Raw genomic sequence first — 22,277 nt, forward strand, 5'->3', positions numbered from 1 at the left:
CAATGGTCAATTCACAGCGCATTGCCTAATCTTGGGGCAACAAAAAAGGCGGCCAGACAGGCCGCCCCTTGTTTTCAGACTTAAAATCTGGTGGTTACGCCGCTTTGTCGAGCCCAAATGTATCGTGCAGGGCCTGAACGGCAAGCTCCATATATTTGCGGTCTATCAGAACGGAGATTTTGATTTCCGACGTGGTGATGACCTTGATGTTGATGCCTTCTGCATGCAGGGCCTCGAACATCTGGGCGGCAACGCCGGTATGGCTGCGCATGCCGATGCCAACGACAGAGACTTTGGCCACATTGGTGTCGGCAATCAGATCGTGGTAGTTGATCTCACCCTCTTCTTTGGCGGCCTGCATTGCCCGTTCGGCGCGTTTCACCTGATCCGTGGGCAGGGAAAACGTCATGTCCGTGCGCCCCTCTTCAGAGATGTTTTGCACGATCATATCCACATTGACCCCAGCCTCAGACAGCGGAGTGAAGATTGCCGCCGCGATGCCTGGTCGGTCAGCAACTGATACGAGTGTCATCTGTGCTTCGTCGCGGGAATAGGCGACGCCTGAAACGACATTGGATTCCATGATTTCCTCCTCATCGCAGACCAAGGTGCCTGCCTCGTCGGATTGTTCCTCAAAACTTGAAAGTACCCGCAGCTTGACCTTGTAGCGCATGGCCAGTTCGACCGAACGGGTTTGCAGAACCTTGGCGCCAAGGCTGGCCAGTTCCAGCATTTCCTCGAACGCGATCCGGTCCAGTTTGCGGGCCTTGGAACAGATGCGCGGGTCGGTGGTGTAAACGCCATCGACATCGGTGTAGATATCGCAGCGTTCAGCACCGAATGCAGCGGCGAAGGCAACAGCGGTTGTATCAGACCCGCCGCGCCCAAGCGTCGTGATGCGGCCCTCTGGGCTAATGCCCTGAAAACCGGCAACGACGGCAACTTTCATCCCCTCGCCAAACTTGGCGTTGATATTGTCGGTGGGGATTTCTTCGATCCGCGCGGACGAATGCGCTGATGTGGTGATCAGCGGCACTTGCCAGCCTTGCCAGCTGCGGGCCGGGATATCCATTTCCTGCAGGGTCAGTGCCATCAGGCCAGCGGTGACATTTTCGCCGGAACTGACCACGGCATCGTATTCACGGGCGTCAAATAACGGCGATGTTTCAGAGACCAAGCCAACCAGTTTGTTGGTTTCGCCCGACATGGCAGAGACGATGACGATAACGTCATATCCTTTGGCGACCTCAACCCCGATACGCTTTGCCGCACGCCGAATGCGGTCCAGCGACCCGACAGAGGTTCCCCCGAATTTCATTACCAAGAGCGGCATGACCTATCCTTCTTGCCCGGCGCCTGACTAATCCGCGCATCTGATAGGGCCAAAGCCCGTCGGGGGCAAGGTCAATAGGGGTGTGGCCGACCGTCCCAGTTGAGAAAACTGCCCGTTGTGTCGATGGACAGCGCATCAAACCGCGCGATCAGGCCGGACACGGACTCCTCGACCGTGATATCGGCCTCATCTCCACCCATGTCGGTAATGACCCAGCCGGGATGGTAGATCCCGACAGCGATTCCTTCGGGCTTCAGGTCTGTTGCCAGGTTGCGGCCCAGGTTCAATGCCGCGGCCTTGGAGGCGCGATAGATATAGGCCCCGCCGGGTGCACGGGTATCGCTGGCCATGGTGCTGGAGATAATCGCGATTTTTGCACTCTGTGCGGCGCGCAGATTGGGCAGCAGGGCCTCTATCGTCAGAAAAACGCCTGTGACATTGGCGGCAAAGGTTTGGGCCCATTTTTCGGCTTCATACCCACGGCCGATGGCATCGCCCTTGTCCAGATAGACGCCAGCGTTGCAAATCAGCAGGTCAATCGGTTGGCCGCTCAGTGACTCAGCCAAATTGCGATGAGAGGCTGGATCGGTCACATCCAGCTGCATCCAGTCCTCAGAAGGCGCGCTGCGATGGGTTCCAATAACTTGCTCTCCGCGTGCAGCATAAACATCCCGCATGGCGCGGCCGATGCCGCGATTGGCGCCGGTAATCAGGACAGTCATATCAGTTTGTCTTTCGGGTCGGGGTAAAGGGCAGGGGGGCGACGGGTACGCCATCCTCGATCAGGGATTTCGCCTCTTCAGGCTTCGCCTCGCCGTAAATCGGACGTTCGGGTGCGTCACCGGTGTGGATGGCGCGGGCTTCTGTGGCGAAATTCATGCCAACATATTCCGATTTTGCCTCTATCTCCGCCTTCATCTGTGCGATCATCGCCTCTTTGCTATCTGCGATCGGGCGCAAATCCGTGGCCGTCTTGGCTTTGTTGCGCGACGGTGTGACACTAGGTGCCATCAGGCTTTTACCGACATCAGCTGATCCGCACTGGGCACATGTGACCATTCCGGCGGCTTTGAGCTTGTCAAAAGCTTCTGCCGACTGAAACCAGCTTTCAAAGCTGTGGTCGTTTGTGCATTTCAGATCGTAGCGGATCATCAAGCAATCCTTTCAGATGATGCACGATACATAATCATCGCGAAGATGAAATCAAACAGAATTCGATGCTATCCGGGCAGTTTGCTCGGCTCAAACTGTTTGATGATAGAGGCCAATTCAGGCTCTGCCACAAGGCTGGCGGCCTTCTTGGGACTGAACCACTTGCGATTGCGATCTGCGGCCTCTGGATAACTGCGCGCAAGTTTTTTGACCTTGACCGGGAACGTGGCGACCACACAGGGCAAATCATCCTGATCCCCCATATTTTTCTGGTAGGAATAAATTCCCAAACACACTGGGGCAACCTTGCCCTGAACACCGGCCTCTTCCCAGGCTTCTTGCAAAGCAGCCTCTGACGGGGTGGTTTCATCCATTGGCCAGCCTTTGGGGATGATCCAACGGCCTGTGCCGCGGCTGGTGACCAACAGAATTTGCAGCTTGTCATTGCGAACACGGTAACACAGCGCCCCGAACTGAGTGCTGACATCGCGTTTTTCCATGTTTCCCAGCCGAATTGGCTGTTGCTTTAGTCTTGCCATTGTCACGCCGTCACCATTCGCGCTTGTGCTCGGGCGGGGTCGTCCTGCCATAAGTTTATGTTTTTTCTAAGGTAGCAAAGGTGAGCCGGATTGCAAGATCGCCGCTTGGCAACTGTTCGCGCGTGAGTCAATTATGTGACTTTGGCATGGAACTTCGCGTCATCAGACGCTAGGCATGATGAAAAGGCATCCGCGCATCAAAGGTGGGACATGTTCAACGATAAAAATATTCTGATTACAGGTGGCACCGGGTCGTTCGGTAAAAAATATGTAGAACGCATTCTGGCACGGTTTTCACCCCGCAAGCTGATCATCTATTCACGGGACGAACTGAAGCAGTTTGAAATGTCGCAGGTTTTTGATGGGCCCCAGATGCGGTATTTCATCGGTGACGTTCGCGATGAGGCGCGCCTGAAAGAGGCGATGGATGACGTGGATTATGTGATCCATGCGGCAGCGCTGAAGCAGGTGCCAGCCGCCGAATACAACCCGATGGAATGTATTCGCACCAATATTCATGGGGCGCAAAATGTCATTCAGGCCTCGTTGGCGGCGGGGGTGCAAAAGGTGATTGCGCTGTCCACAGACAAGGCGGCCAACCCAGTCAACCTGTATGGTGCAACGAAGCTGGCCTCTGATAAGCTGTTCGTGGCTGCCAATAATATGGTCGGCAGTCGCCCAACCCGGTTTTCGGTGGTGCGTTATGGCAATGTGGTCGGATCGCGTGGGTCTGTTGTGCCGTTTTTCCAAAAACTGATCGCCGATGGGGCCACGGAGCTGCCGATCACACATGCCGATATGACCCGGTTTTTCATCACGCTGGAAGATGGCGTCGATTTTGTGTTGAAGAATTTCACGCGGATGCATGGAGGAGAGATTTTCATCCCCAAGATCCCGTCGATGAAAGTCACGGATCTGGCCGAGGCGATCGCCCCTGGCCTGCCGCACAAGATCATCGGCATCCGCCCCGGTGAAAAACTGCACGAAGTCATGTGCCCCGCCGATGACAGCCACCTGACGCTGGAGTTTGACGATCATTTTGTCATCCAGCCAACGATTCAGTTCAGCCATGAATCCGATTTTTCCTGCAACCGTATTGGGGAAAAGGGCAAGTCGGTGGAACAAGGCTTTGAATACAACTCCGGCAGCAACACAGAATGGCTATCTGGCGATCAGCTTTTGAAAATGGTCGAACAGGTCAGTCGATGATCCCATACGGTCGGCAGGACATAAGGCAAGAGGATATCGATGCGGTTGTATCGGTTCTGAATTCCGATTTCCTGACACAGGGGCCACAGGTTCCCGCTTTTGAGGCAGCGATTGAAACCGCGACCGGTGCCAAACACGTGGTTGCGGTAAACTCTGCGACATCTGCGCTGCACATCGCGTGCCTTGCGCTGGGTCTGGGGCCGGGGGATACGCTTTGGACGTCGCCGATAACCTTTGTGGCCTCGGCCAATGTCGGACTGCTGTGTGGGGCAGGTGTTGATTTCGTCGATGTTGATCCTGACACGTTCAATATGTGCCCGGCGGCATTGGCCGCGAAACTGGAGGCTGCTGATCGCAGCGGCACGCTTCCCAAGGTTCTGATCCCGGTTCATATGTGCGGGCAATCCAGTAATATGGCAGCGATTTCAGTCCTTGCGCGCCGATACGGCGTCAAGGTGGTCGAGGATGCAAGCCATGCCATAGGCGGCGCGTATCAAACCCGCCCGATCGGGGATTGCGCCCATTCTGACATCACGGTTTTCAGCTTTCATCCAGTCAAGATCGTGACCACCGCCGAAGGTGGTGCAGCCACCACAAACGACGCCACTTTGGCCCAAAAGATGCAATTATTTCGCTCTCACGGGGTGACGCGCGACCCGGATTTGATGGAATGGGACAGTGATGGCCCGTGGTATTACCAGCAGGTCGAGCTGGGCCTGAACTACCGGATGACAGAGCTACAAGCCGCGCTGGGTGTCACCCAGATGGGGCGCTTGTCGGAATATGTTGATCAACGCAATGCATTGGCCAGCCGATATGATGCGGCCTTAGGAAATTTGCCCTTGCGACGCCCGGGTCGTCAGGCAGAGACGCTGTCTGCCTTCCACCTTTATGTGATCCGGGTAGAGGCCGCGCGCCGTCGAGATGTGTTTGAAACTCTGCGTGCGAACGGCATCGGGGTGAATGTCCACTACATCCCGGTGCATATGCAGCCCTATTACCAGAGGCTTGGGTTTGCAGCGGGCATGTTCCCGAATGCAGAGGCCTATTATGCCGCCGCCATTTCGATCCCGCTCTATCCCGGATTGTCGGATGCAGATTTTGACAAAGTAGTCAGAGAGATTGACAGGGCACTGACATGAATGTCTGCCTGATCCCGGCCCGTGGTGGGTCCAAACGCATCCCACGCAAAAACATTCGCGACTTTTGCGGAAAACCTATGATCGGCTGGTCGATTGACGCCGCGCAAAGGGCGCGCTGTTTTGACCGCATCATCGTATCCACCGATGATCCAGAAATTGCAGAGCTCGCCCTGCGACTGGGGGTCGAAGCCCCGTTCACGCGGCCTGCGGAACTGTCAGATGATCACGCGACCACGGTCGATGTGGTGCGTCATGCGTTGAATTGGCTGGCTGACGAAAGTGAGATGCCGGAAAATCTGTGCTGTCTTTATGCGACGGCCCCGTTTGTTTTGGCAGAGGATATTTTGGCTGGCGCACAAGTGATCCGGCACTGGTCATTTGCTGTTCCGGTCACGACATATCCGTTTCCGGTCCAGCGGGCGGTGAAAATTACCGATGCCGGTGGGTTGCGGATGTTTGACCCCGACCAATACACAACACGATCCCAGGACCTGGAAGAGGCCTATCACGACGCTGGTCAGTTCTATTGGGGTCGCTCTGCGGCGTGGCTGGATGGCACGTCGCCATTTGGCGCGGATACGCACCCGATCATTCTGCCCCGGTGGCGTGTGCAGGACATTGACACGCCGGAGGACTGGTCCCGGGCTGAGGCGATGTTTCAGGCGCTTGGCCTGGGATGACTATTCAGTCAGCTTTGCAGCCAGGTCGCTGATCGTTTTGTCTTCTTTATAGATTTCACGCAAAATCGCCGCCGCCTCATCCGGTGAATGGCGAAACGCCAGACGCAGAATGTCCATCCAGTTCTTGTTGTTGCGGGTGCGAACGCCCTCGATCTCGTCAATGATCAGATCGTACTTGGTTTTTTCCATTTTACTATTTCCTAAGGTCTGGTTGTAGTTTGCGCCATTCATCTGCCAGCAAGCCCAAAAGCACAACATCATGAAACGCGTTCGTGCGCCAGACGTGGGATCGCCTAATGCCTTCTTCCACAAACCCAAATCGTTTGTGCAGTGCGATAACGTCACGGTTCCAGGCGATGACTTCGCAATTCAGTTTGTTCAGTTTGAGTTGGCCAAACGCATGTTGTAGCGCGAAATATTCCGTCGCTGACCCGTAACCTTTGCCATGGGCATTTGCTGAAAGATAGAATGCCCAGTTTGCTTTGCGTGCCAATTGATCGATTTCACTAAACCCGACAAAACCAATCAATGCGCCATGATCAAAAATCAGAAATGGTTTGGAGCGTGAGGATATTGATGCGAGCCATTGATCGTGTTCTTCGACGCTGATCATATGATCATTGTACATGTTTTTGCGAATATCGGGTTCGTTTCGAATGAGCCGAAGTGCGTGCTGATCATCTTTGGATGCGTCCTGAAGCGGTATGAAATCCAATAATTCAGAGCGTTCTATAGTGCTTTGCTTGATTGTCATGATGCCTCCAAATAAGGCGCAAGAACGGTCATGCTGCGTTCTGCCGATCCGGTGTAATTGGAGTTAAACTCTTGCGCGTGTTTGGTGAAACTGGCCAGTTTATCTTTGTTCTCAACTAAATCGTGCAATCTGTCGGTCAGGGTCTCGGAATTCGGATAGCTTTCCATCGCACCACTTTCTATCGCCTCAACTGCGGGAAAGGTTATACCATGAATGCTCGGCCCCATCACAACGGGTCGCCCCAATGCCAAAGGTTCGATAATGTTGTGCCCCCCGTGGGGAACAAGGCTGGCGCCGACAAAGACGATATCGGACAATTGATAATAGAAGTTCATTTCGCCGATGCTGTCGCCCAGAATTACGCCTGTATCGGGCAGCGTTCCCTTCAAATCAGGGGAGAGGCTTTGGTTGCGCCGAACGAAATCCGTACCAGTGTTTTCAAGAACCTTCGCGACCTCATCAAAGCGTTGTGGGCTGCGTGGCACCCAGATTATCCGAGGCGGTGACGTCATTGATCGCAATGATTGCACGATCGTTAGAATTTGCGCTTCTTCCGCTTCCACCGTGCTTGCAAACATGACCGTCAGCCCGGGCCAATTTTCACGAATTTCATTTGCGCGCTCTAAGTGAACCGGGTCAATCCACTGATCAAATTTCAGCTCACCCACCAGTTCGATTTGGTCGTCCAAGGCCCCGGCGCGTAAATATCTACGCCGGTATGCCTCTGATTTCGTGAGAATTTTATCAAACGCGCCATATAGAAGTAATCGCACACGGCCGATGTAATTCTGGTCGCGTTCGATAGATCGGTCGGCGACGTTTCCATTCACTTGAAACATCGGAATGTTTGATCTGTCCGCACGCGATAGCATTTCTGGCCAGATTTCATACTCGACAATCAACCCGGCGCGTGGACGATTTCGTTTCAGAAATAGGGCGACTGCCCAAAAGAAATCAACGGCCATGTAGCCATAGCTGAGCTGTCCTTTCTCAATGGCATCTTGGAAAAGCCTTTTGCTTTCAAGCAGACCAGCGGGTGAGCCATGTGTCATCAATACATGGTGCCCTTGATCCAAGAGACGATCCACCAGAGGGCTGACCGCGCGTGTTTCACCAAGTGAGACCGCATATATCCAGACAGCGCCACTTGGTGCTTTGACACCCAAGCCCAGCCTGTCGAGGAAACGGTGACGGTAGATCGGTTCTTTTCGCGATCGAAGCAACATTTTTGCCAATAGTAACGGAATCGCGGCATGCAAAAGGATCTGATACAGGATCAGCGCAATCCTGAACCTTAGGGGCCGCAACATCTTCCGTTTTTGGATCATCGGCTACTCAACGTCGCCATAAGTGATGGGATGCCCTGATTTTACTGCGTGTGTCAAAACCCGCCCGCGTACGGCATCGCGGTCGGAAGATGAGATACCCGCGCCGGGACGGACAAAGCGAAAATCGTCGTCGGTTATCCGATGACCGGCTGGCAGATCATGCAAGGCAAATGCGGATCGACGGCCGCTTGACTTGGACACTTGTTCAGCTTCGGTCGTCTGCTTTTGAGCGCTTCCCTTCAGCGCCTGAATTTCAACGGCGCCGCGGGCGATTTCCCGCATCACATCAGGTGTGGCCGAAAACCGGTGATCCGGTCCTTTGCGGGTTGGATCATTTGTGTAGTGCTTTTCGATGGCAACCGCGCCCATGGCGATTGCGGTCAATGGCCCCATCGCGCCAATGGTGTGATCTGAAAAGCCGACCATACGGTCATAGCGTTCCCCCATCGCCGCCATGGCATTTAGATTGATCTGATCCATGGGCGCAGGGTAGCTGGAACAACAATGCAGCAGAACGACCTCTCCCGAGCCTGCTTTGTCCAATATTTCCAAAGCGTGATCGATTTCGGCCAGTGTTGCCATACCTGTTGACAGGATCAGCGGCTTTTTGGTTCCTGCCACGGCTTCCAAAAGGTCATCATAAGTCATCTCAAAACTGGCAATTTTATAAATGGAACAGCCCAGATCCTCGATAAAATCCAGATCTCTTGGATCATAGACAGAGGTAAATGGCAGCAATCCACGTTCCCGCGCCTTTGCAAAGAGCGGTTCGTGAAACTCCATCGGCATCCCGGCGGATTGATAGAGCTCATACAGGGTTTCTTTGCCCCAAACCGGATCAATGCGCATCGATGGATGGTCAGACGGTATGGTCAGCGTGTCGGCATTATAGGTTTGCAGTTTCAGGCAATCCCAGCCCGCATCGGCGGCAATATCAACCAGATCAAGCGCCTGTTCGAGATCCCGGTCATGGTTTGCACTGACCTCGGCGATCAGCAAGCATTTCTCGTCACGGCCTATTTTTTTGCCTTCGATGGTCAAAGTCATAACAGACCTCCGGGTGATAAACTCAATACCCGTTCAATCACATTCGGATAGGCTTTTCCACCGCTCAGATCGCGTTTGTTCATTAAGGCTGAATGGTGAGTTGGTGCCCAGAAGAGGACTCGAACCTCCACGTCCATACGGACACTAGCACCTGAAGCTAGCGCGTCTACCAATTCCGCCATCTGGGCACGGGTTGGTGAGGGGCGATGTAATGCCAGTGCTGAAGAGCGTCAAGGGGATTCTGATCGCGTTTTTCAACTTTCATCGCTGTCAATATCGTGCCGCAGGTACTGTGTGTGTTGGATTTCCTCTCTTTGACCGGATTGTATCTTGTTCGCATCCTTTTCGGCAGGTATTCCGGTATCTAGCAAAAGCGGAGGCCAACATGTCCAAACTCGTTACCATTTTTGGCGGATCAGGTTTTGTCGGGCGATATATTGCGCGTAGGCTCGCAAAAGACGGATGGCGGGTGCGCGTGGCTGTGCGTCGCCCGAACGAGGCGATGCATGTCAAACCTTACGGCGCTGTGGGGCAGGTGGAACCTGTGTTTTGCAATATCCGTGATGATGCGTCGGTCAGGGCCGTTACGCAGGGTGCGGATGCGGTTGTGAACTGCGTGGGTACGTTTGACAAATCTGGACGCAATAATTTCGAGTCGGTTCAGCATCAGGGTGCTGAGCGGATTGCCCGAATTGCGACGGAGGAAGGCGTTTCCCGTCTGGTGCATATCTCTGCCATCGGGGCGGATGAGGCGAGCGACAGCGTTTACGCCCAGACAAAGGCGAAGGGTGAAGCGGCGATTTTGCGTCAATTCCCAGCCGCCGTGATTTTGCGCCCCTCGGTGATATTTGGCACTGAGGATGGGTTCACAAATCGTTTTGCGTCCCTGTCCCGTCTGGGGCCGTTTTTGCCCTTGGTTGGTGCAAAAACCAAGTTTCAGCCGGTCTATGTGGATGACGTTGCGCATGCTGCTGTGAAAGGTGTGGAAGGATCTGCCGCCGCCGGGATTTATGAATTGGGTGGCCCCGATGTGCTGAGCCTGCGAGAAGCTGTCGACCAGATTCTGGCGATCATCTACCGCCGCAAGCTGGTTATTGGGCTGCCATTCTTTGTCGGCAATATCATTGCAACGATATTCGATGCCATCAGTTCTGTGACATTGGGGCTGATTACCAATGGCGTTCTGACTCGCGATCAGTTGCGCAGTCTGCGGAGCGATAATGTGGTGTCCGAGGGGTCGATGGGCTTTGCCGAGATGGGGATTGAGCCAGCCTCCGCCGATGCGATTATGACGGAATATCTGTGGCGGTATCGCCCGCAAGGTCAGTATGATGACATCACGGCCTCTGCCAAAAACCTGCGCGGTCAGGAATAAGCGATCACCAATAGGATAATGCCCAACCCGATGCGGTACACCACATAGGGTGTAAAGCTAACGCTGCGCAAAAGCCGCATCATCAGGGTCAGGGCCAGCATCGCCGCAATGAATGCAAAGCCCGCAGCAATGGCCCCGTCACGTGCGGCCTGTGCATTGGCTGTGGCGGCCACTTCGACCCCTAGCAAGGTGCCAGAGGCAATAATTGTCGGGATTGACATCAGCATCGCCAAACGTGCGGCATCTGTACGGGTGTAGCCCAACATCCGTGCCCCGGTGATGGTGATGCCGGAACGCGATGTGCCGGGGATCAGGGCGACAGCCTGCCAAAGGCCCATCGCAATGGCGTGGCTCAGGCGCCAATCCTGGGATTCATGTTGCTGCGGGCCTTTCTGATCTGCCCAATAGAGCAGAACCCCAAACCCCAGCATCGCCCAGCCGATAACCGTGATAGAGCGCAGCGCGTCGTCCAGCCCGGTGAGTTTCAGGATAAGCCCCACAAGGACAACCGGGATCGTCGCCAGAATAAGAAGCCCGGCAAGCCTGGCGCCCGGAGTTTTATTCCGCCCTCGCATAATATCTGGCAGGCCAGAGGCGGCCAAGGCGACATCGCGATGGAAATATAGCATCACGGCAATCAATGTCCCGACATGAACTGCGACATCGATCACCTGTCCCTGATCCGCCAGGCCGGTCAGATTGGGCAGCAGGATCAGATGGCCAGACGATGAGACCGGCAGAAATTCAGTTATACCCTGAATGACAGCAATCATGAGCAGCTGAAACAGCGGCATAGCCCGGCCTCTTTGATTCGTTTTTGTCACCCTAGCGGGGGTGGGGCGAATGGGAAGCGTGGATTTAGGTATTATACTGGACCTAATAATTTCCAATACACTAATTTCAAATCAATCAAGAAGGAGTTTTGGGGAAATCTGCGAGAATATTCCTTGTTATAGGTCAGTAGTGCTGTCTTTATATCGCGCATATAACCTTTAAAAGGGAATTTGCCGCAATCCAGCCCCGTGGGAGATGCCAGATGGCCGAAAATCCGATGTTGAAATTTGTCTCTGTTGGTCGAGACATGCCTGAAAAGCGTGACTCCAGTTTACGCAACAAGGATTTTCATGAAATTTATGCGCAGTACGCGCATGCCAAGGCCGAAGAGCAAGCCAGCCGGTGCAGCCAGTGTGGGGTGCCGTATTGCCAATCTCATTGTCCGTTGCACAACAATATTCCCGACTGGTTGAAGCTGACGGCAGAGGGACGCTTGCAAGAGGCGTATGAACTAAGCCAGGCCACCAACACCTTTCCGGAAATCTGCGGTCGTATCTGCCCGCAGGATCGGCTGTGCGAAGGTAACTGTGTGATCGAACAATCCGGCCATGGCACGGTGACGATCGGCGCGGTGGAAAAATACCTGACCGATCTGGCGTGGGAGGAAGGCTGGGTGAAGCCCGCCACCCCAACCATCGAGCGAGAGGAAAGCGTAGGCATCATTGGTGCAGGCCCTGGTGGAATGGCGGCTGCGGATCGCCTGCGTCGTGCTGGTTTGCAGGTGACTGTTTATGATCGTTATGACCGGGCCGGGGGATTGATGACCTATGGCATTCCCGGCTTTAAACTGGAAAAACCTGTTGTTCTTCAACGGATTGAGCAATTGGAAATTGCCGGTGTAGAATTTGTGCTGAACACCAATGTGGGTGAGGATATCAGCTTTGACGCGATCCGGGGCAAACATGATGCGGCGCTGATCGCGACCGGCGTGTATAAGACCCGCGATTTGCAGGCGCCGGGCAGCGGGGCCGAAGGGATTGTCCGGGCCATCGATTATCTCATCGCGTCAAATCGCAAAAGCTTTGGCGATGAGGTGCCGGAATTTGACAGTGGCGAACTGAACGCAGAGGGCAAGCGCGTGATTGTCATTGGCGGCGGTGACACGGCGATGGATTGTGTGCGCACCGCAGTGCGGCAGGGCGCGACCTCGGTCAAATGCCTCTATCGTCGCGACCGTGCCAATATGCCGGGGTCACAGCGCGAAGTGCAAAACGCAGAGGAAGAAGGCGTTGAATTTGTTTGGCTTTCCGCGCCAAAGGGCTTTGCCGGTGATCCCGTCACAGGCGTGATGGTGCAGAAAATGCGGTTGGGTGCGCCGGATGCGACAGGCCGCCAAAGCCCCGAGGTGATCGAGGGCGCGGATTATGTCGAAGACGCCGATCTGGTGATCAAGGCACTGGGATTTGAGCCCGAAGACCTGCCTACATTGTGGGGAGAAGAGGCGCTGGAAGTGACCCGCTGGGGCACGATCAAGGCCGATTTCCGCAGCCACGCAACAGCGCTGCCGGGGGTCTATGCGGTTGGCGATATCGTACGGGGCGCGAGCCTGGTTGTCTGGGCAATCCGCGACGGGCGCGAGGCTGCTGATAGTATTTTAACCGAACTTAACGGGGCCCAGCAGGTGGCGGCGGAGTGATGCTGTGCCACGTCGGTATTTTGTCGGTATTGCGACGGTGCACAATGGCGACGGCAAAAGTGAAGATTTTGTGAGCGAAAAGTTAATGGGGCAGGACCCCTGATATGGTGGATGAAACGAGAATGATGGCAAAGCTAACAGGACATTGCCTCTGCGGCGCAGTGACGATCAGCGTTGATGGTCACGATCCGCGTGTTGGCGCCTGTCATTGCCGGAGGTGTCAGCGTTGGTCAGGCGGGGTGTTTTTGTGTTTTGACGTGCCCGCCGATCAGTTGACCGTTACGGGGCCGGTTGCGCGTCATGCGTCATCGAGCATTGCCGAGCGCGCCTTTTGTTCCCAATGCGGGTCGCATTTATGGATGCGCGACACGGGTGATGAGAATGCGAATTACGATGTGATGCCGGGTCTGTTTGACGCGGCGCAGGGTTGGCCTTTGCGGTCAGAAATTTACACGGAACAGGCCTTTGCGTCTGTTCAGCTTGGCGGCGACTATGTTCGGGAATCGCAGGCCGAGTACGAAGCTAAAAACCCCCATGTGGGCGAAGGAGAAAGCCAATGACCAAATATGATGCCAACTGGGTCGCCCAAGAGGAAGCCAAGCGCGCTTATATGGCCGAACATTCGCTGTATCAGGCCGAGGATGAGCATTCGTCCTGCGGGGTCGGGTTTGTGGTGTCCTTGGATGGGCAGCCTTCACGCAAGGTTGTTGAGGCCGGGATTGATGCGCTCAAGGCGATATGGCACCGGGGGGCTGTGGATGCGGATGGCAAGACCGGCGATGGCGCGGGTATTCACGTACAGATCCCGGCGTCGTTCTTCTATGATCAGGTACGCCGCACGGGACATGAACCGCATTATGATCAGTTGATGGCTGTGGGGCAGGTGTTTTTGCCACGCACGGATTTTGGCGCGCAGGAAAAATGCCGGACGATTGTCGAGACGGAAATCCTGCGGATGGGCTACAAAATCTATGGCTGGCGTCATGTGCCGGTGGATGTGACCTGTCTGGGCGAAAAGGCCAACGCGACACGGCCAGAGATCGAACAAATTCTGCTGTCCAATGCCAAGGGGTTGGAGGAAGAGGATTTCGAGCGCGAGCTTTACGTGATCCGCCGTCGGATTGAAAAGGCGGTGACCGCTGCGGGGATCCAGGGGCTTTATATCGCGTCGCTGTCCTGCCGGTCGATCATCTACAAGGGTATGATGCTGGCGGAACAGGTGGCGGTGTTCTACCCGGACCTGATGGATGAACGGTTCCAATCGGCCTTTGCCATTTATCACCAGCGCTATTCCACCAACACGTTTCCACAGTGGTGGTTGGCGCAGCCGTTCCGGATGCTGGCCCATAATGGTGAGATCAACACGCTAAAGGGCAACCTGAACTGGATGAAGAGCCATGAAATCCGCATGGCGTCGGCGTCCTTTGGGGATCTGGCAGAGGATATCAAACCGATTGTGGCCTCTGGGTCGTCGGACTCTGCCGCGCTGGATGCGGTGTTCGAGGTCATGGTGCGCGCTGGCCGGTCGGCACCGATGGCAAAAACCATGTTGGTGCCGGAGTCGTGGTCCAAGCAGGCGGTGGAGCTGCCGCAGGCCTGGCGCGATATGTATTCCTATTGCAACTCTGTCATGGAGCCGTGGGACGGCCCAGCGGCATTGGCGATGACAGATGGGCGCTGGGTTTGTGCGGGGCTGGATCGAAATGGTCTGCGCCCGATGCGTTATGTGGTGACGGGAGACAACCTGTTGATCGCCGGGTCCGAGGCCGGAATGGTCGCGATTGATGAGGGCACTGTGCGCGAAAAAGGCGCGTTGGGCCCTGGGCAAATGATTGCCGTGGATATGAAAAAGGCAGAACTGTATCGCGACAAGGAGATCAAGGACAAGCTGGCCCGGGCGCTGCCCTTTGGTGAATGGGTCGGGAAAATCCATGAGATGGATGCCGATCTGGCTGCGACAACGGAAACGGCAATCCATGCTGGCGCCGAGCTGCGCAAGCGTCAGATCGCCGCCGGTTACACGATTGAAGAGTTGGAACAGGTTCTGGCCCCAATGGGCGAGGATGGCAAAGAGGCGATCGCCTCTATGGGTGATGATACGCCATCGGCTGTTCTGTCAAACCAGTACCGACCGCTGAGCCATTTTTTCCGCCAGAACTTCAGCCAAGTCACCAACCCGCCGATTGATAGTCTGCGCGAATTCCGGGTGATGAGCCTAAAGACCCGGTTCGGCAACCTGAAGAACGTGCTGGATGAGGATAGCAGCCAGACAGAGATCATCGTGCTGGAGAGCCCCTTTGTCGGCAACGCGCAGTTTGACAAACTGTTGGGTGAATTTGCTGATCAGGTGGTCACCATTGATTGCACCTTCCCCGCTGGTGGTGGGGCCGGGGCGCTGTCCGAGGCGTTGACGCGCATTCGCGATGAGGCCGAAGATGCAGTGCGTTCTGGCGCTGGCCATCTGGTTCTAAGCGATATGGCGCAAAATGAGGATCGCGCGGCCCTGCCGATGATCCTGGCGACCAGCGCAATCCACAGCTGGCTGATCCGCAAGGGGCTTCGGACCTTTACCTCGCTGAGTGTGCGGTCGGCGGAATGTATCGATCCGCATTACTTTGCGGTTCTGATCGGGGCGGGCGCGACCATCGTAAACCCGTATCTGGCAGAGGACAGTTTGGCCGATCGGATTGACCGCGGATTGATCGAGGGATCCCTGACAGACGTGATCGGGCGCTATCGCAATGCCATCGATCAGGGCCTGTTGAAAATCATGGCCAAGATGGGGATTTCGGTCATGTCGTCCTATCGCGGCGGTCTGAATTTTGAGGCAATAGGCCTGAGCCGCGCCATGTGTGCGGAATATTTCCCCGGGGTTGTCAGCCGTATTTCCGGGATCGGAACCACAGGTATTCAACGCAAGATCGAGGAAATCCATGCCAGAGGCTGGCGGTCTGGTCTGGATGTGCTGCCCATCGGCGGGTTTTACAAAGCGCGAAAGTCCGGTGAAAGCCACGCGTGGGAAGCACAGACCATGCATATGCTGCAGGCGGCCTGTACGCGGGCATCTTACCAAATGTGGAAACAGTATTCGACCAAGATGCAATCCAACCCGCCGATCCATTTGCGTGATCTGTTGGATATTAAGCCGCTGGGCAAACCGGTTCCGCTGGAAGAGGTGGAAAGCATCACCTCTATCCGTAAACGGTTCGTGACGCCGGGGATGTCGCTGGGGGCCTTGTCGCCAGAGGCGCACAAAACGCTGAACGTGGCGATGAACCGGATCGGGGCGAAATCCGACAGTGGCGAAGGCGGCGAAGACCCCGCGCATTTCCACCCGGAACCCAATGGTGACAATCCGTCGGCCAAGATCAAACAGGTTGCGTCGGGGCGTTTTGGCGTTACCGCTGAATATCTGAACCAGTGCGAAGAACTGGAGATTAAAGTCGCCCAAGGTGCAAAACCGGGGGAGGGTGGCCAGTTGCCGGGCATGAAGGTGACCGATCTGATCGCGCGCCTGCGCCATTCCACCAAGGGCGTGACGCTGATCAGCCCGCCGCCGCATCACGATATTTATTCGATCGAGGATTTGGCGCAGCTGATTTATGACCTGAAACAGATCAACCCGCGCTGCAAGGTGACGGTGAAACTGGTTGCGCAATCGGGTGTCGGGACCATCGCCGCCGGTGTGGCCAAGGCCAAGGCGGATGTGATCCTCGTGTCTGGTCACAATGGCGGCACGGGCGCGTCGCCCGCGACGTCGATCAAATATGCGGGTCTGCCGTGGGAAATGGGCCTGACAGAGGCGCATCAGGTTCTGGCGATGAACAACCTGCGTGAACGGGTGACTTTGCGCACCGATGGCGGCCTGCGGACCGGGCGAGACATTGTGATGGCCGCGATGCTGGGGGCAGAGGAATACGGCATCGGCACCGCCGCCCTGATCGCGATGGGCTGTATCATGGTGCGTCAGTGCCAATCCAACACTTGTCCGGTCGGTGTTTGTACGCAGGACGAGGCGCTGCGCGCCAAGTTCACCGGCAATGCCGACAAGGTGGTGAACCTGATCACCTTTTACGCCACCGAAGTGCGGGAAATTCTGGCCTCAATCGGGGCGCGGTCCTTGGATCAGGTGATTGGCCGGGCCGATCTGTTGTCTCAGGTCAGCCGGGGCTCTGCCCATCTGGACGATCTGGACCTGAACCCGCTATTGATTTCGGTCAGTGACGTTGACGAGATCGCCTATAACCGCGGTAAGGAACGCAATGCCGTGCCCGATACGCTGGACGCAGAAATCGTGCGTGACGCGGCGCGGTTCCTGAATGATGGCGAGAAGATGCAGTTGCACTATGCGGTGCAGAACACCCATCGGACGGTGGGTACGCGGGTGTCCAGCCATATCGTGCAGAAGTTCGGGATGCGAAACACACTGCAGCCGGATCACCTGACCGTTAAACTGACCGGATCGGCCGGGCAGTCGCTGGGGGCCTTTGGCGCACCGGGCCTGAAGATCGAAGTTTCGGGCGATGCCAATGACTATGTCGGCAAGGGCCTTTCGGGTGCCACCATAGTTGTACGCCCGCCAATGTCGAGCCCGCTGGAAGCCGGGGAAAACACGATCATTGGCAATACGGTTCTGTACGGTGCGACCGATGGCTATCTGTTTGCTTCTGGCCGGGCCGGGGAACGGTTTGCGGTGCGCAACTCTGGCGCCAAGGTGGTGATCGAGGGCTGCGGTGCCTGTGGGTGTGAATACATGACCGGCGGTGTGGCCGTGATCCTGGGCCGGATCGGGGCCAATTTCGGGGCCGGGATGACCGGCGGTATGGCCTATCTGTATGATCCTGACCGCAAGGCACAGGTTCTGATGAATGCCGAAACACTGGTCAGTTGCCCGGTAACCGTCGATCACTGGGAAGATCAGCTGAAAGGCTTGATCGAGCGCCATTTTGAGGAAACCGGCAGCCAGCGCGCGGCCGATATTCTGCAGCACTGGGATGTGGAAAAGGCCAGCTTCCTACAGGTTTGCCCGATCGAGATGCTGGCGCATCTGCCCGCCCCACTGGGGATCGAAGAGGGTGCTGCGACGGCCTGATTTGCTTGACAGGATCAGATGATCAACCCACACATTAGGAAAACTGATGTGTGGGTTTTCTGATGGCCAATGATGCTTTGCCCCCGTTGAACTGGTTGCGCGCGTTTGAAGCGGCGGCGCGGCATTTGTCCTTTACCCTGGCGGCGCAGGAACTGAACCTGACGCAATCAGCCATTTCCCAGCATGTGCGCAGCCTGGAAAACTTTCTGGGTCAGCAGCTGTTTATTCGCGATACGCGTGCCTTGCGCCTGTCAGTGGCCGGGTCAAACTATCTGCCCACGGTGCGCGAGGCGTTTGACATTCTGGCCATTGGCACCCGGAGCTTCGTGCAGGAACGATCAAAATCCACGGTGACCTTGCAATGCAATATGTCCTTTTCCGCCTATTGGATTGCCCCGCGCCTGCATCGGTTGATCGCGGCACATCCAGCGGTGCGACTGGATATCGTCAACACGATCTGGGACACCGATCACGGCACGCCGCGCACAGATATTGAAATCCGGTTTGGTCGGCCAAGCGATATGTCGGATTCGGCCCGGCGGCTTGGCGCGGAGCATTTTTATCCTGTCTGCAGCCCAGAAACCGCCGCCCGAAATCCTGATTGGAAGGATGGGCCGCTGTTTGATTGCGCGGGCGTTTTGGACAATTGGGACAGGTGGCTGAAGGATCAGGGGCAAACTTTGCCCGATGGGGCCCAAATACATACCTGTTCAACCTATCTGGTCTCTATCACTGCGGCGCAGCACGGGGCCGGGTTGGCGATGGCCCATGACAGCGTCGCCCAATACGGGCTGGAACGCGGCACGTTGGTGCGCCCGTTTGAGCACCGGGCGAAGATGGTGGAAGGCTATTACCTGCTGCCGCCCCCGATACACGCCCGCCGTCCGGTGGTGCAGGCCGTACTGGATTGGTTCATGGCGGAGTTTGATGCGGATCGTGTGACCTGACGGAGCGCCTGCGGCGCGTTGTCGTTATCTCGCCGCCACAAGGGCGGTTCGGGGCAATTACCGAAAGGAAGTTTGGTCAAATGAAATGGGTCGTCTGCCTTCATCTTTGATGGGGTCGCTTTGACACCAGAAAGTCGATCAGGATCCTGAGAATTTTCAGGTCTTTGTATTCCTTTGGGAAGTATAAATAGAAGGGTGGGCGTTCCAGGGCATAATCGGCCAGGATGACCTCTAGCTCTTTATTGCCGATCTCTTGCGCCACGATTTTCTCGCCAAACCACCCGATCCCAAGCCCTTGCTTTACAGCGTCGATCTGAGCGGATGAATTGTTGACGATGATGTTGCCGCGAACCTCCATTTTTGTCACACCTTCGGGACCCTGAAATTCCCAACTTTGCCGACGGGTTGTCGTGCCAAATCGGTACAGGATGCATTGATGGTTCAGTAGATCTTCGGGTTTGTTCGGGCGCCCGTTCCGATCAAGGTATGCGGGCGAGGCGACATGGACGATCCGTCTGCGGTTGGTTAGCCTGATTGCGATCATAGTCTGATCCAGAAGATCGCCAATCCGAACGCCCGCGTGATAGCCGCCTTCGGCCAAATCAACGAGAACATCGTCAAAGGAAAGATCCAGACGGATGTCGGGGTAAAGGTTTTGGAATTCTGCAATATGGTCCGCCAAAGTATAGCGAAATGCGATATGCGACAGGGCGATGCGCAGGGTGCCCCGGGGTGTTGTGCTGGTGCTGCGCGCATCAGACATCGCCTCTGTTATTTCCTTGAGCGCTGGTTTGGCGCGCCGATACAATCGCTGGCCAGCCTCTGTCAGTTCGACAGACCGTGTGGTGCGCAGCAGCAGTGAAACGCCAAGCTCCCTTTCTAACCGGTTCAGCCGATATGTGATTGCGGGCGGTTTGACCGCCAAAGCCGCAGCCGCAGCGCGCATTGATCCGTGATCAACAATGGCCACAAAGGTGGCAATATCGGACATGGGCGCGTCAGGCATTATTCAGATTACTTTAATAATTAGATAATTCACGTCCATCTTATTTAACAGACTGTCATTCGCTACGCTAGGAAAGGGCGAGCCTAGGATGGACCACCCGATTTTAAATTGGAGGATTTGACCAGATGTTTCACATGCTGACCTGTTTTAACTTGAAGCCGGGAATTGAGTTGAACGAGTTTCGCACGGCGTTCGATGGGTTTGTGGATTATATGAAGGGCATCAATCTGGTTGTCGGGTCGGGGCCGATTGGGAAACGCCAAAGCGACACCGCGATGGATACGGATGCTGAACGCGACCACCAGTATTTTGTCACCATGACGTTCAAGGATCGGCCAACGGTCGATAAGGCGGTGGAGCTGCTTTACGCCCACCAAGAGCCATCAGAATCTGCGCATAGGGCAGTGTATTCGCGGGTGAAGGATCCCATCTTTATTTGCTATCAGGATCTGGACTGACGCGGGTCAGGCACTCACAAAAAAAACGCCCGGTGTGATGCCGGGCGTTTTCGTTTTCTTATGCTAAGGCTTAGCTGGCGTCTTTGTGATGCCAGGCTGTGTGATCCAGGTCCAGATCCGGGAAGTTTTCCGGATTGAAGACCGGGCGATCAACGCCTGCCTTGCGCTGTTCGTCGAAATCACGCAGCACGCGGCGCAGGATCGGGAACAGCATCATCAGGGCCAACAAGTTGACCAGAGCCAAAACGCCCATCATCGGATCTGAGAAGAAGAAGATCGATGTCGCACCCGGTGCCGCAGCGCCAAGGAACACGATTGCCATCAGTACGAACTTGAAGATCAACAACGCCGAAGGTGCCGGTGTCATAAACGACAACGCGTTTTCACCCAGATAGTAGTTGTAGATGATCGAGCTGAACGCAAACAGCAGTACAGCAATGGTCAGGAAATGCTGTGTCCAACTGCCCAGGTGGTCAACCAGGGAGTTCTGGGTCAGAACAACACCGTCGATATCTACGCCCGGCTGGTACACGTCACTCATCAGAATGACGAAAGCAGTACAGCTACAGATCAGAATCGTATCGACGAAGACCGAGAACGACTGCGTTATGCCTTGCGAAATCGGGTGTTTCACGTCTGCTGCTGCAGCAACGTTTGGTGCAGAACCCAGACCAGCCTCGTTCGAGAACAGACCGCGACGCAGACCTTGTGCGATTGCGGCGCCCATGCCACCGCCGACGGCTTCTTCGAAGCCCAGAGCGTTGGAGACGATCATGGCGAAGATTCCCGGAACCTGACCGATATTGATGACAATCACGATCAGCGCCATGGCGATATAGCCGATAGCCATGACCGGAACGATGATGTCAGAGGCTTTTGCAATCCGGTGCATCCCGCCAAAAACGATATAGCCGGTACCAACGGTCAATACAGCGCCGGTGATATAGCGGCTAAGACCCCAGGAGTTTTCAGCAGCGCCTGCCACTGTATTACCCTGAAACGCCGGGAAACCGATGCCGAACGCAGCGATCAGACAAATCGCATAGAGCACCGCAAGCCATTTATAGTCTTTGCCCAGACCAAACATGATCATCCGCGCAGGACCACCACGATAGGATCCATCTTCTTGCTTGCGCTTGAAAACCTGCGCCAGCGTACATTCCACCAAACTGGTGGCCATGCCGACAATGGCAATCATCCACATCCAAAAGACCGCGCCGGGCCCACCGAGTGTGATGGCGACGGCGACGCCTGCGATGTTACCACCACCAACACGACCACCGATCGACACAAACAGTGCCTCGCGCGCGGAGATCGTATTGGGGTCGTCTGACTGGTTGTCCCCCTTCAGAACGCGGAACATGCGCTTGAAGTAACGGAACTGAACAAAGCCAGTAGCAATGGTCAGAAATAGGCCGAAAATCACCAGGAATGGGATCAATGCCCACCCCCAGGTCAGGTCGCCTACAAGGCCGAAGATACTTTCTAGAAAGCCCATTAGATTCACCCTTCCCTTGTTTCCTATAGTGAATTTAGTGCTATTATAGTGCACTAATGCGGCGCAAACTGGCCCAAGCATTACGTTCTTGCAAGAGTTTTATATTTTTTGGGGCCTGTATTTTTTGCGCCTAGCGCAAGATCGTTACTCCCTAACTTACTGAATAGTTTGCAGTTTCATTATTGGCTGTTCACGATTCGAGTTCGCTTTTTAACACAAAGGTGTCGCTTAGGTGCTCTATGTGTCA

At 55.5% G+C, this 22,277-nt stretch carries 20 protein-coding genes and 1 tRNA gene; 9 read left to right on the forward strand and 12 right to left on the reverse strand.

Annotated elements, in window-relative coordinates:
* Positions 1-94 precede the first annotated feature (94 nt).
* The 4 genes from AC2D8P_RS04425 to AC2D8P_RS04440 form a co-directional block, all read right to left on the reverse strand.
* Positions 95-1,333: an aspartate kinase gene (locus AC2D8P_RS04425; protein WP_484700834.1), complete on the reverse strand. Its 1,239-nt coding sequence runs from the start codon at positions 1,331-1,333 to the stop codon at positions 95-97.
* Between the two features lie 71 nt (positions 1,334-1,404).
* Positions 1,405-2,055, reverse strand: a complete 651-nt coding sequence (locus tag AC2D8P_RS04430; protein WP_484700836.1) for an SDR family oxidoreductase — start codon at positions 2,053-2,055, stop codon at positions 1,405-1,407.
* 1 nt (position 2,056) lies between these two features.
* On the reverse strand, positions 2,057-2,485 hold the full coding sequence (locus tag AC2D8P_RS04435; protein WP_484700838.1) for a DUF1178 family protein: 429 nt from the start codon (positions 2,483-2,485) through the stop codon (positions 2,057-2,059).
* A gap of 68 nt (positions 2,486-2,553) precedes the next feature.
* A complete protein-coding gene (locus AC2D8P_RS04440) occupies positions 2,554-3,024 on the reverse strand; it encodes an NUDIX hydrolase (protein WP_484700840.1) in 471 nt (156 codons plus the stop codon).
* 210 nt (positions 3,025-3,234) lie between these two features.
* Here AC2D8P_RS04440 and pseB point away from each other — a divergent pair, with 210 nt between their 5' ends.
* From pseB to pseF, 3 genes are read left to right on the forward strand one after another with little or no spacing between them, the layout of a single operon-like run.
* Positions 3,235-4,233: a UDP-N-acetylglucosamine 4,6-dehydratase (inverting) gene (gene pseB, locus AC2D8P_RS04445; RefSeq protein ID WP_484700842.1), complete on the forward strand. Its 999-nt coding sequence runs from the start codon at positions 3,235-3,237 to the stop codon at positions 4,231-4,233.
* Positions 4,182-5,375: a UDP-4-amino-4,6-dideoxy-N-acetyl-beta-L-altrosamine transaminase gene (pseC, locus tag AC2D8P_RS04450; RefSeq protein ID WP_484700844.1), complete on the forward strand. Its 1,194-nt coding sequence runs from the start codon at positions 4,182-4,184 to the stop codon at positions 5,373-5,375. Before pseB ends, pseC begins: the two co-directional genes overlap by 52 nt.
* Positions 5,372-6,055, forward strand: a complete 684-nt coding sequence (gene pseF / locus AC2D8P_RS04455) for a pseudaminic acid cytidylyltransferase (RefSeq protein ID WP_484700846.1) — start codon at positions 5,372-5,374, stop codon at positions 6,053-6,055. The genes pseC and pseF overlap by 4 nt, the downstream gene beginning before the upstream one ends.
* Here the strand turns inward: pseF and AC2D8P_RS04460 are convergent, their stop codons facing one another.
* From AC2D8P_RS04460 to AC2D8P_RS04480, 5 genes are all read right to left on the reverse strand, one after another.
* Positions 6,056-6,244 carry a hypothetical protein gene (locus AC2D8P_RS04460; RefSeq protein WP_484700847.1) on the reverse strand — a complete coding sequence of 63 codons (189 nt, stop codon included), beginning with the start codon at positions 6,242-6,244 and terminating at the stop codon, positions 6,056-6,058. It abuts the gene before it with no gap.
* 4 nt (positions 6,245-6,248) lie between these two features.
* On the reverse strand, positions 6,249-6,809 hold the full coding sequence (pseH, locus tag AC2D8P_RS04465) for a UDP-4-amino-4,6-dideoxy-N-acetyl-beta-L-altrosamine N-acetyltransferase (protein ID WP_484700849.1): 561 nt from the start codon (positions 6,807-6,809) through the stop codon (positions 6,249-6,251).
* On the reverse strand, positions 6,806-8,137 hold the full coding sequence (locus AC2D8P_RS04470; RefSeq protein ID WP_484700851.1) for a 3-deoxy-D-manno-octulosonic acid transferase: 1,332 nt from the start codon (positions 8,135-8,137) through the stop codon (positions 6,806-6,808). The genes pseH and AC2D8P_RS04470 overlap by 4 nt, the downstream gene beginning before the upstream one ends.
* Positions 8,138-8,140: 3 nt before the next feature.
* Complete coding sequence (locus AC2D8P_RS04475; RefSeq protein WP_484700852.1) at positions 8,141-9,184, reverse strand: N-acetylneuraminate synthase family protein; 1,044 nt, start codon at positions 9,182-9,184, stop codon at positions 8,141-8,143.
* A 101-nt stretch (positions 9,185-9,285) separates the two neighbouring features.
* Positions 9,286-9,372 (reverse strand) — tRNA-Leu (locus AC2D8P_RS04480).
* Positions 9,373-9,569: 197 nt separating this feature from the next.
* Between AC2D8P_RS04480 and AC2D8P_RS04485 the strand changes: the two genes are divergently transcribed.
* Positions 9,570-10,559: a complex I NDUFA9 subunit family protein gene (locus tag AC2D8P_RS04485; RefSeq protein ID WP_484700854.1), complete on the forward strand. Its 990-nt coding sequence runs from the start codon at positions 9,570-9,572 to the stop codon at positions 10,557-10,559.
* Here AC2D8P_RS04485 and AC2D8P_RS04490 read toward each other — a convergent pair.
* On the reverse strand, positions 10,550-11,353 hold the full coding sequence (locus tag AC2D8P_RS04490; RefSeq protein ID WP_484700855.1) for an undecaprenyl-diphosphate phosphatase: 804 nt from the start codon (positions 11,351-11,353) through the stop codon (positions 10,550-10,552). The genes AC2D8P_RS04485 and AC2D8P_RS04490 overlap by 10 nt on opposite strands.
* A gap of 242 nt (positions 11,354-11,595) precedes the next feature.
* On the opposite strand from AC2D8P_RS04490, the gene AC2D8P_RS04495 reads away from it, so the two are divergent.
* The 4 genes from AC2D8P_RS04495 to AC2D8P_RS04510 all read left to right on the forward strand — a co-directional run bounded on the left by AC2D8P_RS04495 (position 11,596) and on the right by AC2D8P_RS04510 (position 19,068).
* Positions 11,596-13,029 carry an NAD(P)-dependent oxidoreductase gene (locus AC2D8P_RS04495; protein WP_484700856.1) on the forward strand — a complete coding sequence of 478 codons (1,434 nt, stop codon included), beginning with the start codon at positions 11,596-11,598 and terminating at the stop codon, positions 13,027-13,029.
* Positions 13,030-13,154: 125 nt separating this feature from the next.
* Positions 13,155-13,589 (forward strand): GFA family protein, encoded by a 435-nt coding sequence (locus AC2D8P_RS04500; RefSeq protein WP_484700858.1) that lies wholly within the window; start codon positions 13,155-13,157, stop codon positions 13,587-13,589.
* Positions 13,586-18,121: a glutamate synthase large subunit gene (gene gltB, locus AC2D8P_RS04505; RefSeq protein ID WP_484700859.1), complete on the forward strand. Its 4,536-nt coding sequence runs from the start codon at positions 13,586-13,588 to the stop codon at positions 18,119-18,121. Before AC2D8P_RS04500 ends, gltB begins: the two co-directional genes overlap by 4 nt.
* A 62-nt stretch (positions 18,122-18,183) precedes the next feature.
* Positions 18,184-19,068, forward strand: coding sequence for a LysR substrate-binding domain-containing protein (locus AC2D8P_RS04510; RefSeq protein WP_484700861.1), 885 nt, complete (start codon positions 18,184-18,186; stop codon positions 19,066-19,068).
* A 100-nt stretch (positions 19,069-19,168) separates the two neighbouring features.
* Here AC2D8P_RS04510 and AC2D8P_RS04515 read toward each other — a convergent pair whose 3' ends face one another.
* Entirely contained in the window at positions 19,169-20,059 is an 891-nt protein-coding gene (locus AC2D8P_RS04515; protein WP_484700862.1) for a LysR family transcriptional regulator, read from the reverse strand.
* 140 nt (positions 20,060-20,199) lie between these two features.
* On the opposite strand from AC2D8P_RS04515, the gene AC2D8P_RS04520 reads away from it, so the two are divergent.
* Positions 20,200-20,532 (forward strand): hypothetical protein, encoded by a 333-nt coding sequence (locus AC2D8P_RS04520; protein WP_484700864.1) that lies wholly within the window; start codon positions 20,200-20,202, stop codon positions 20,530-20,532.
* 70 nt (positions 20,533-20,602) lie between these two features.
* Here AC2D8P_RS04520 and AC2D8P_RS04525 read toward each other — a convergent pair whose 3' ends face one another.
* A complete protein-coding gene (locus AC2D8P_RS04525) occupies positions 20,603-22,030 on the reverse strand; it encodes an alanine/glycine:cation symporter family protein (protein WP_484700866.1) in 1,428 nt (475 codons plus the stop codon).
* Positions 22,031-22,277 lie beyond the last annotated feature (247 nt).

The sequence above is a fragment of the Roseovarius sp. YIN77 genome, assembly GCF_057219155.1.

What these genes read in the sequence shown, in the direction of transcription:
- gltB (WP_484700859.1), top strand. Translation starts at nt 13,586, where the DNA reads ATGACCAAATATGATGCCAACTGGGTCGCCCAAGAGGAAGCCAAGCGC.
- AC2D8P_RS04470 (WP_484700851.1), bottom strand. Translation starts at nt 8,137, where the DNA reads ATGATCCAAAAACGGAAGATGTTGCGGCCCCTAAGGTTCAGGATTGCG.
- AC2D8P_RS04430 (WP_484700836.1), bottom strand. Translation starts at nt 2,055, where the DNA reads ATGACTGTCCTGATTACCGGCGCCAATCGCGGCATCGGCCGCGCCATG.
- AC2D8P_RS04490 (WP_484700855.1), bottom strand. Translation starts at nt 11,353, where the DNA reads ATGCCGCTGTTTCAGCTGCTCATGATTGCTGTCATTCAGGGTATAACT.
- AC2D8P_RS04435 (WP_484700838.1), bottom strand. Translation starts at nt 2,485, where the DNA reads ATGATCCGCTACGATCTGAAATGCACAAACGACCACAGCTTTGAAAGC.
- AC2D8P_RS04485 (WP_484700854.1), top strand. Translation starts at nt 9,570, where the DNA reads ATGTCCAAACTCGTTACCATTTTTGGCGGATCAGGTTTTGTCGGGCGA.
- pseC (WP_484700844.1), top strand. Translation starts at nt 4,182, where the DNA reads ATGGCTATCTGGCGATCAGCTTTTGAAAATGGTCGAACAGGTCAGTCG.
- AC2D8P_RS04460 (WP_484700847.1), bottom strand. Translation starts at nt 6,244, where the DNA reads ATGGAAAAAACCAAGTACGATCTGATCATTGACGAGATCGAGGGCGTT.
- AC2D8P_RS04440 (WP_484700840.1), bottom strand. Translation starts at nt 3,024, where the DNA reads ATGGCAAGACTAAAGCAACAGCCAATTCGGCTGGGAAACATGGAAAAA.
- pseF (WP_484700846.1), top strand. Translation starts at nt 5,372, where the DNA reads ATGAATGTCTGCCTGATCCCGGCCCGTGGTGGGTCCAAACGCATCCCA.
- AC2D8P_RS04520 (WP_484700864.1), top strand. Translation starts at nt 20,200, where the DNA reads ATGTTTCACATGCTGACCTGTTTTAACTTGAAGCCGGGAATTGAGTTG.
- AC2D8P_RS04510 (WP_484700861.1), top strand. Translation starts at nt 18,184, where the DNA reads ATGGCCAATGATGCTTTGCCCCCGTTGAACTGGTTGCGCGCGTTTGAA.
- AC2D8P_RS04495 (WP_484700856.1), top strand. Translation starts at nt 11,596, where the DNA reads ATGGCCGAAAATCCGATGTTGAAATTTGTCTCTGTTGGTCGAGACATG.
- pseB (WP_484700842.1), top strand. Translation starts at nt 3,235, where the DNA reads ATGTTCAACGATAAAAATATTCTGATTACAGGTGGCACCGGGTCGTTC.
- pseH (WP_484700849.1), bottom strand. Translation starts at nt 6,809, where the DNA reads ATGACAATCAAGCAAAGCACTATAGAACGCTCTGAATTATTGGATTTC.
- AC2D8P_RS04500 (WP_484700858.1), top strand. Translation starts at nt 13,155, where the DNA reads ATGGCAAAGCTAACAGGACATTGCCTCTGCGGCGCAGTGACGATCAGC.
- AC2D8P_RS04475 (WP_484700852.1), bottom strand. Translation starts at nt 9,184, where the DNA reads ATGACTTTGACCATCGAAGGCAAAAAAATAGGCCGTGACGAGAAATGC.
- AC2D8P_RS04515 (WP_484700862.1), bottom strand. Translation starts at nt 20,059, where the DNA reads ATGTCCGATATTGCCACCTTTGTGGCCATTGTTGATCACGGATCAATG.
- AC2D8P_RS04425 (WP_484700834.1), bottom strand. Translation starts at nt 1,333, where the DNA reads ATGCCGCTCTTGGTAATGAAATTCGGGGGAACCTCTGTCGGGTCGCTG.
- AC2D8P_RS04525 (WP_484700866.1), bottom strand. Translation starts at nt 22,030, where the DNA reads ATGGGCTTTCTAGAAAGTATCTTCGGCCTTGTAGGCGACCTGACCTGG.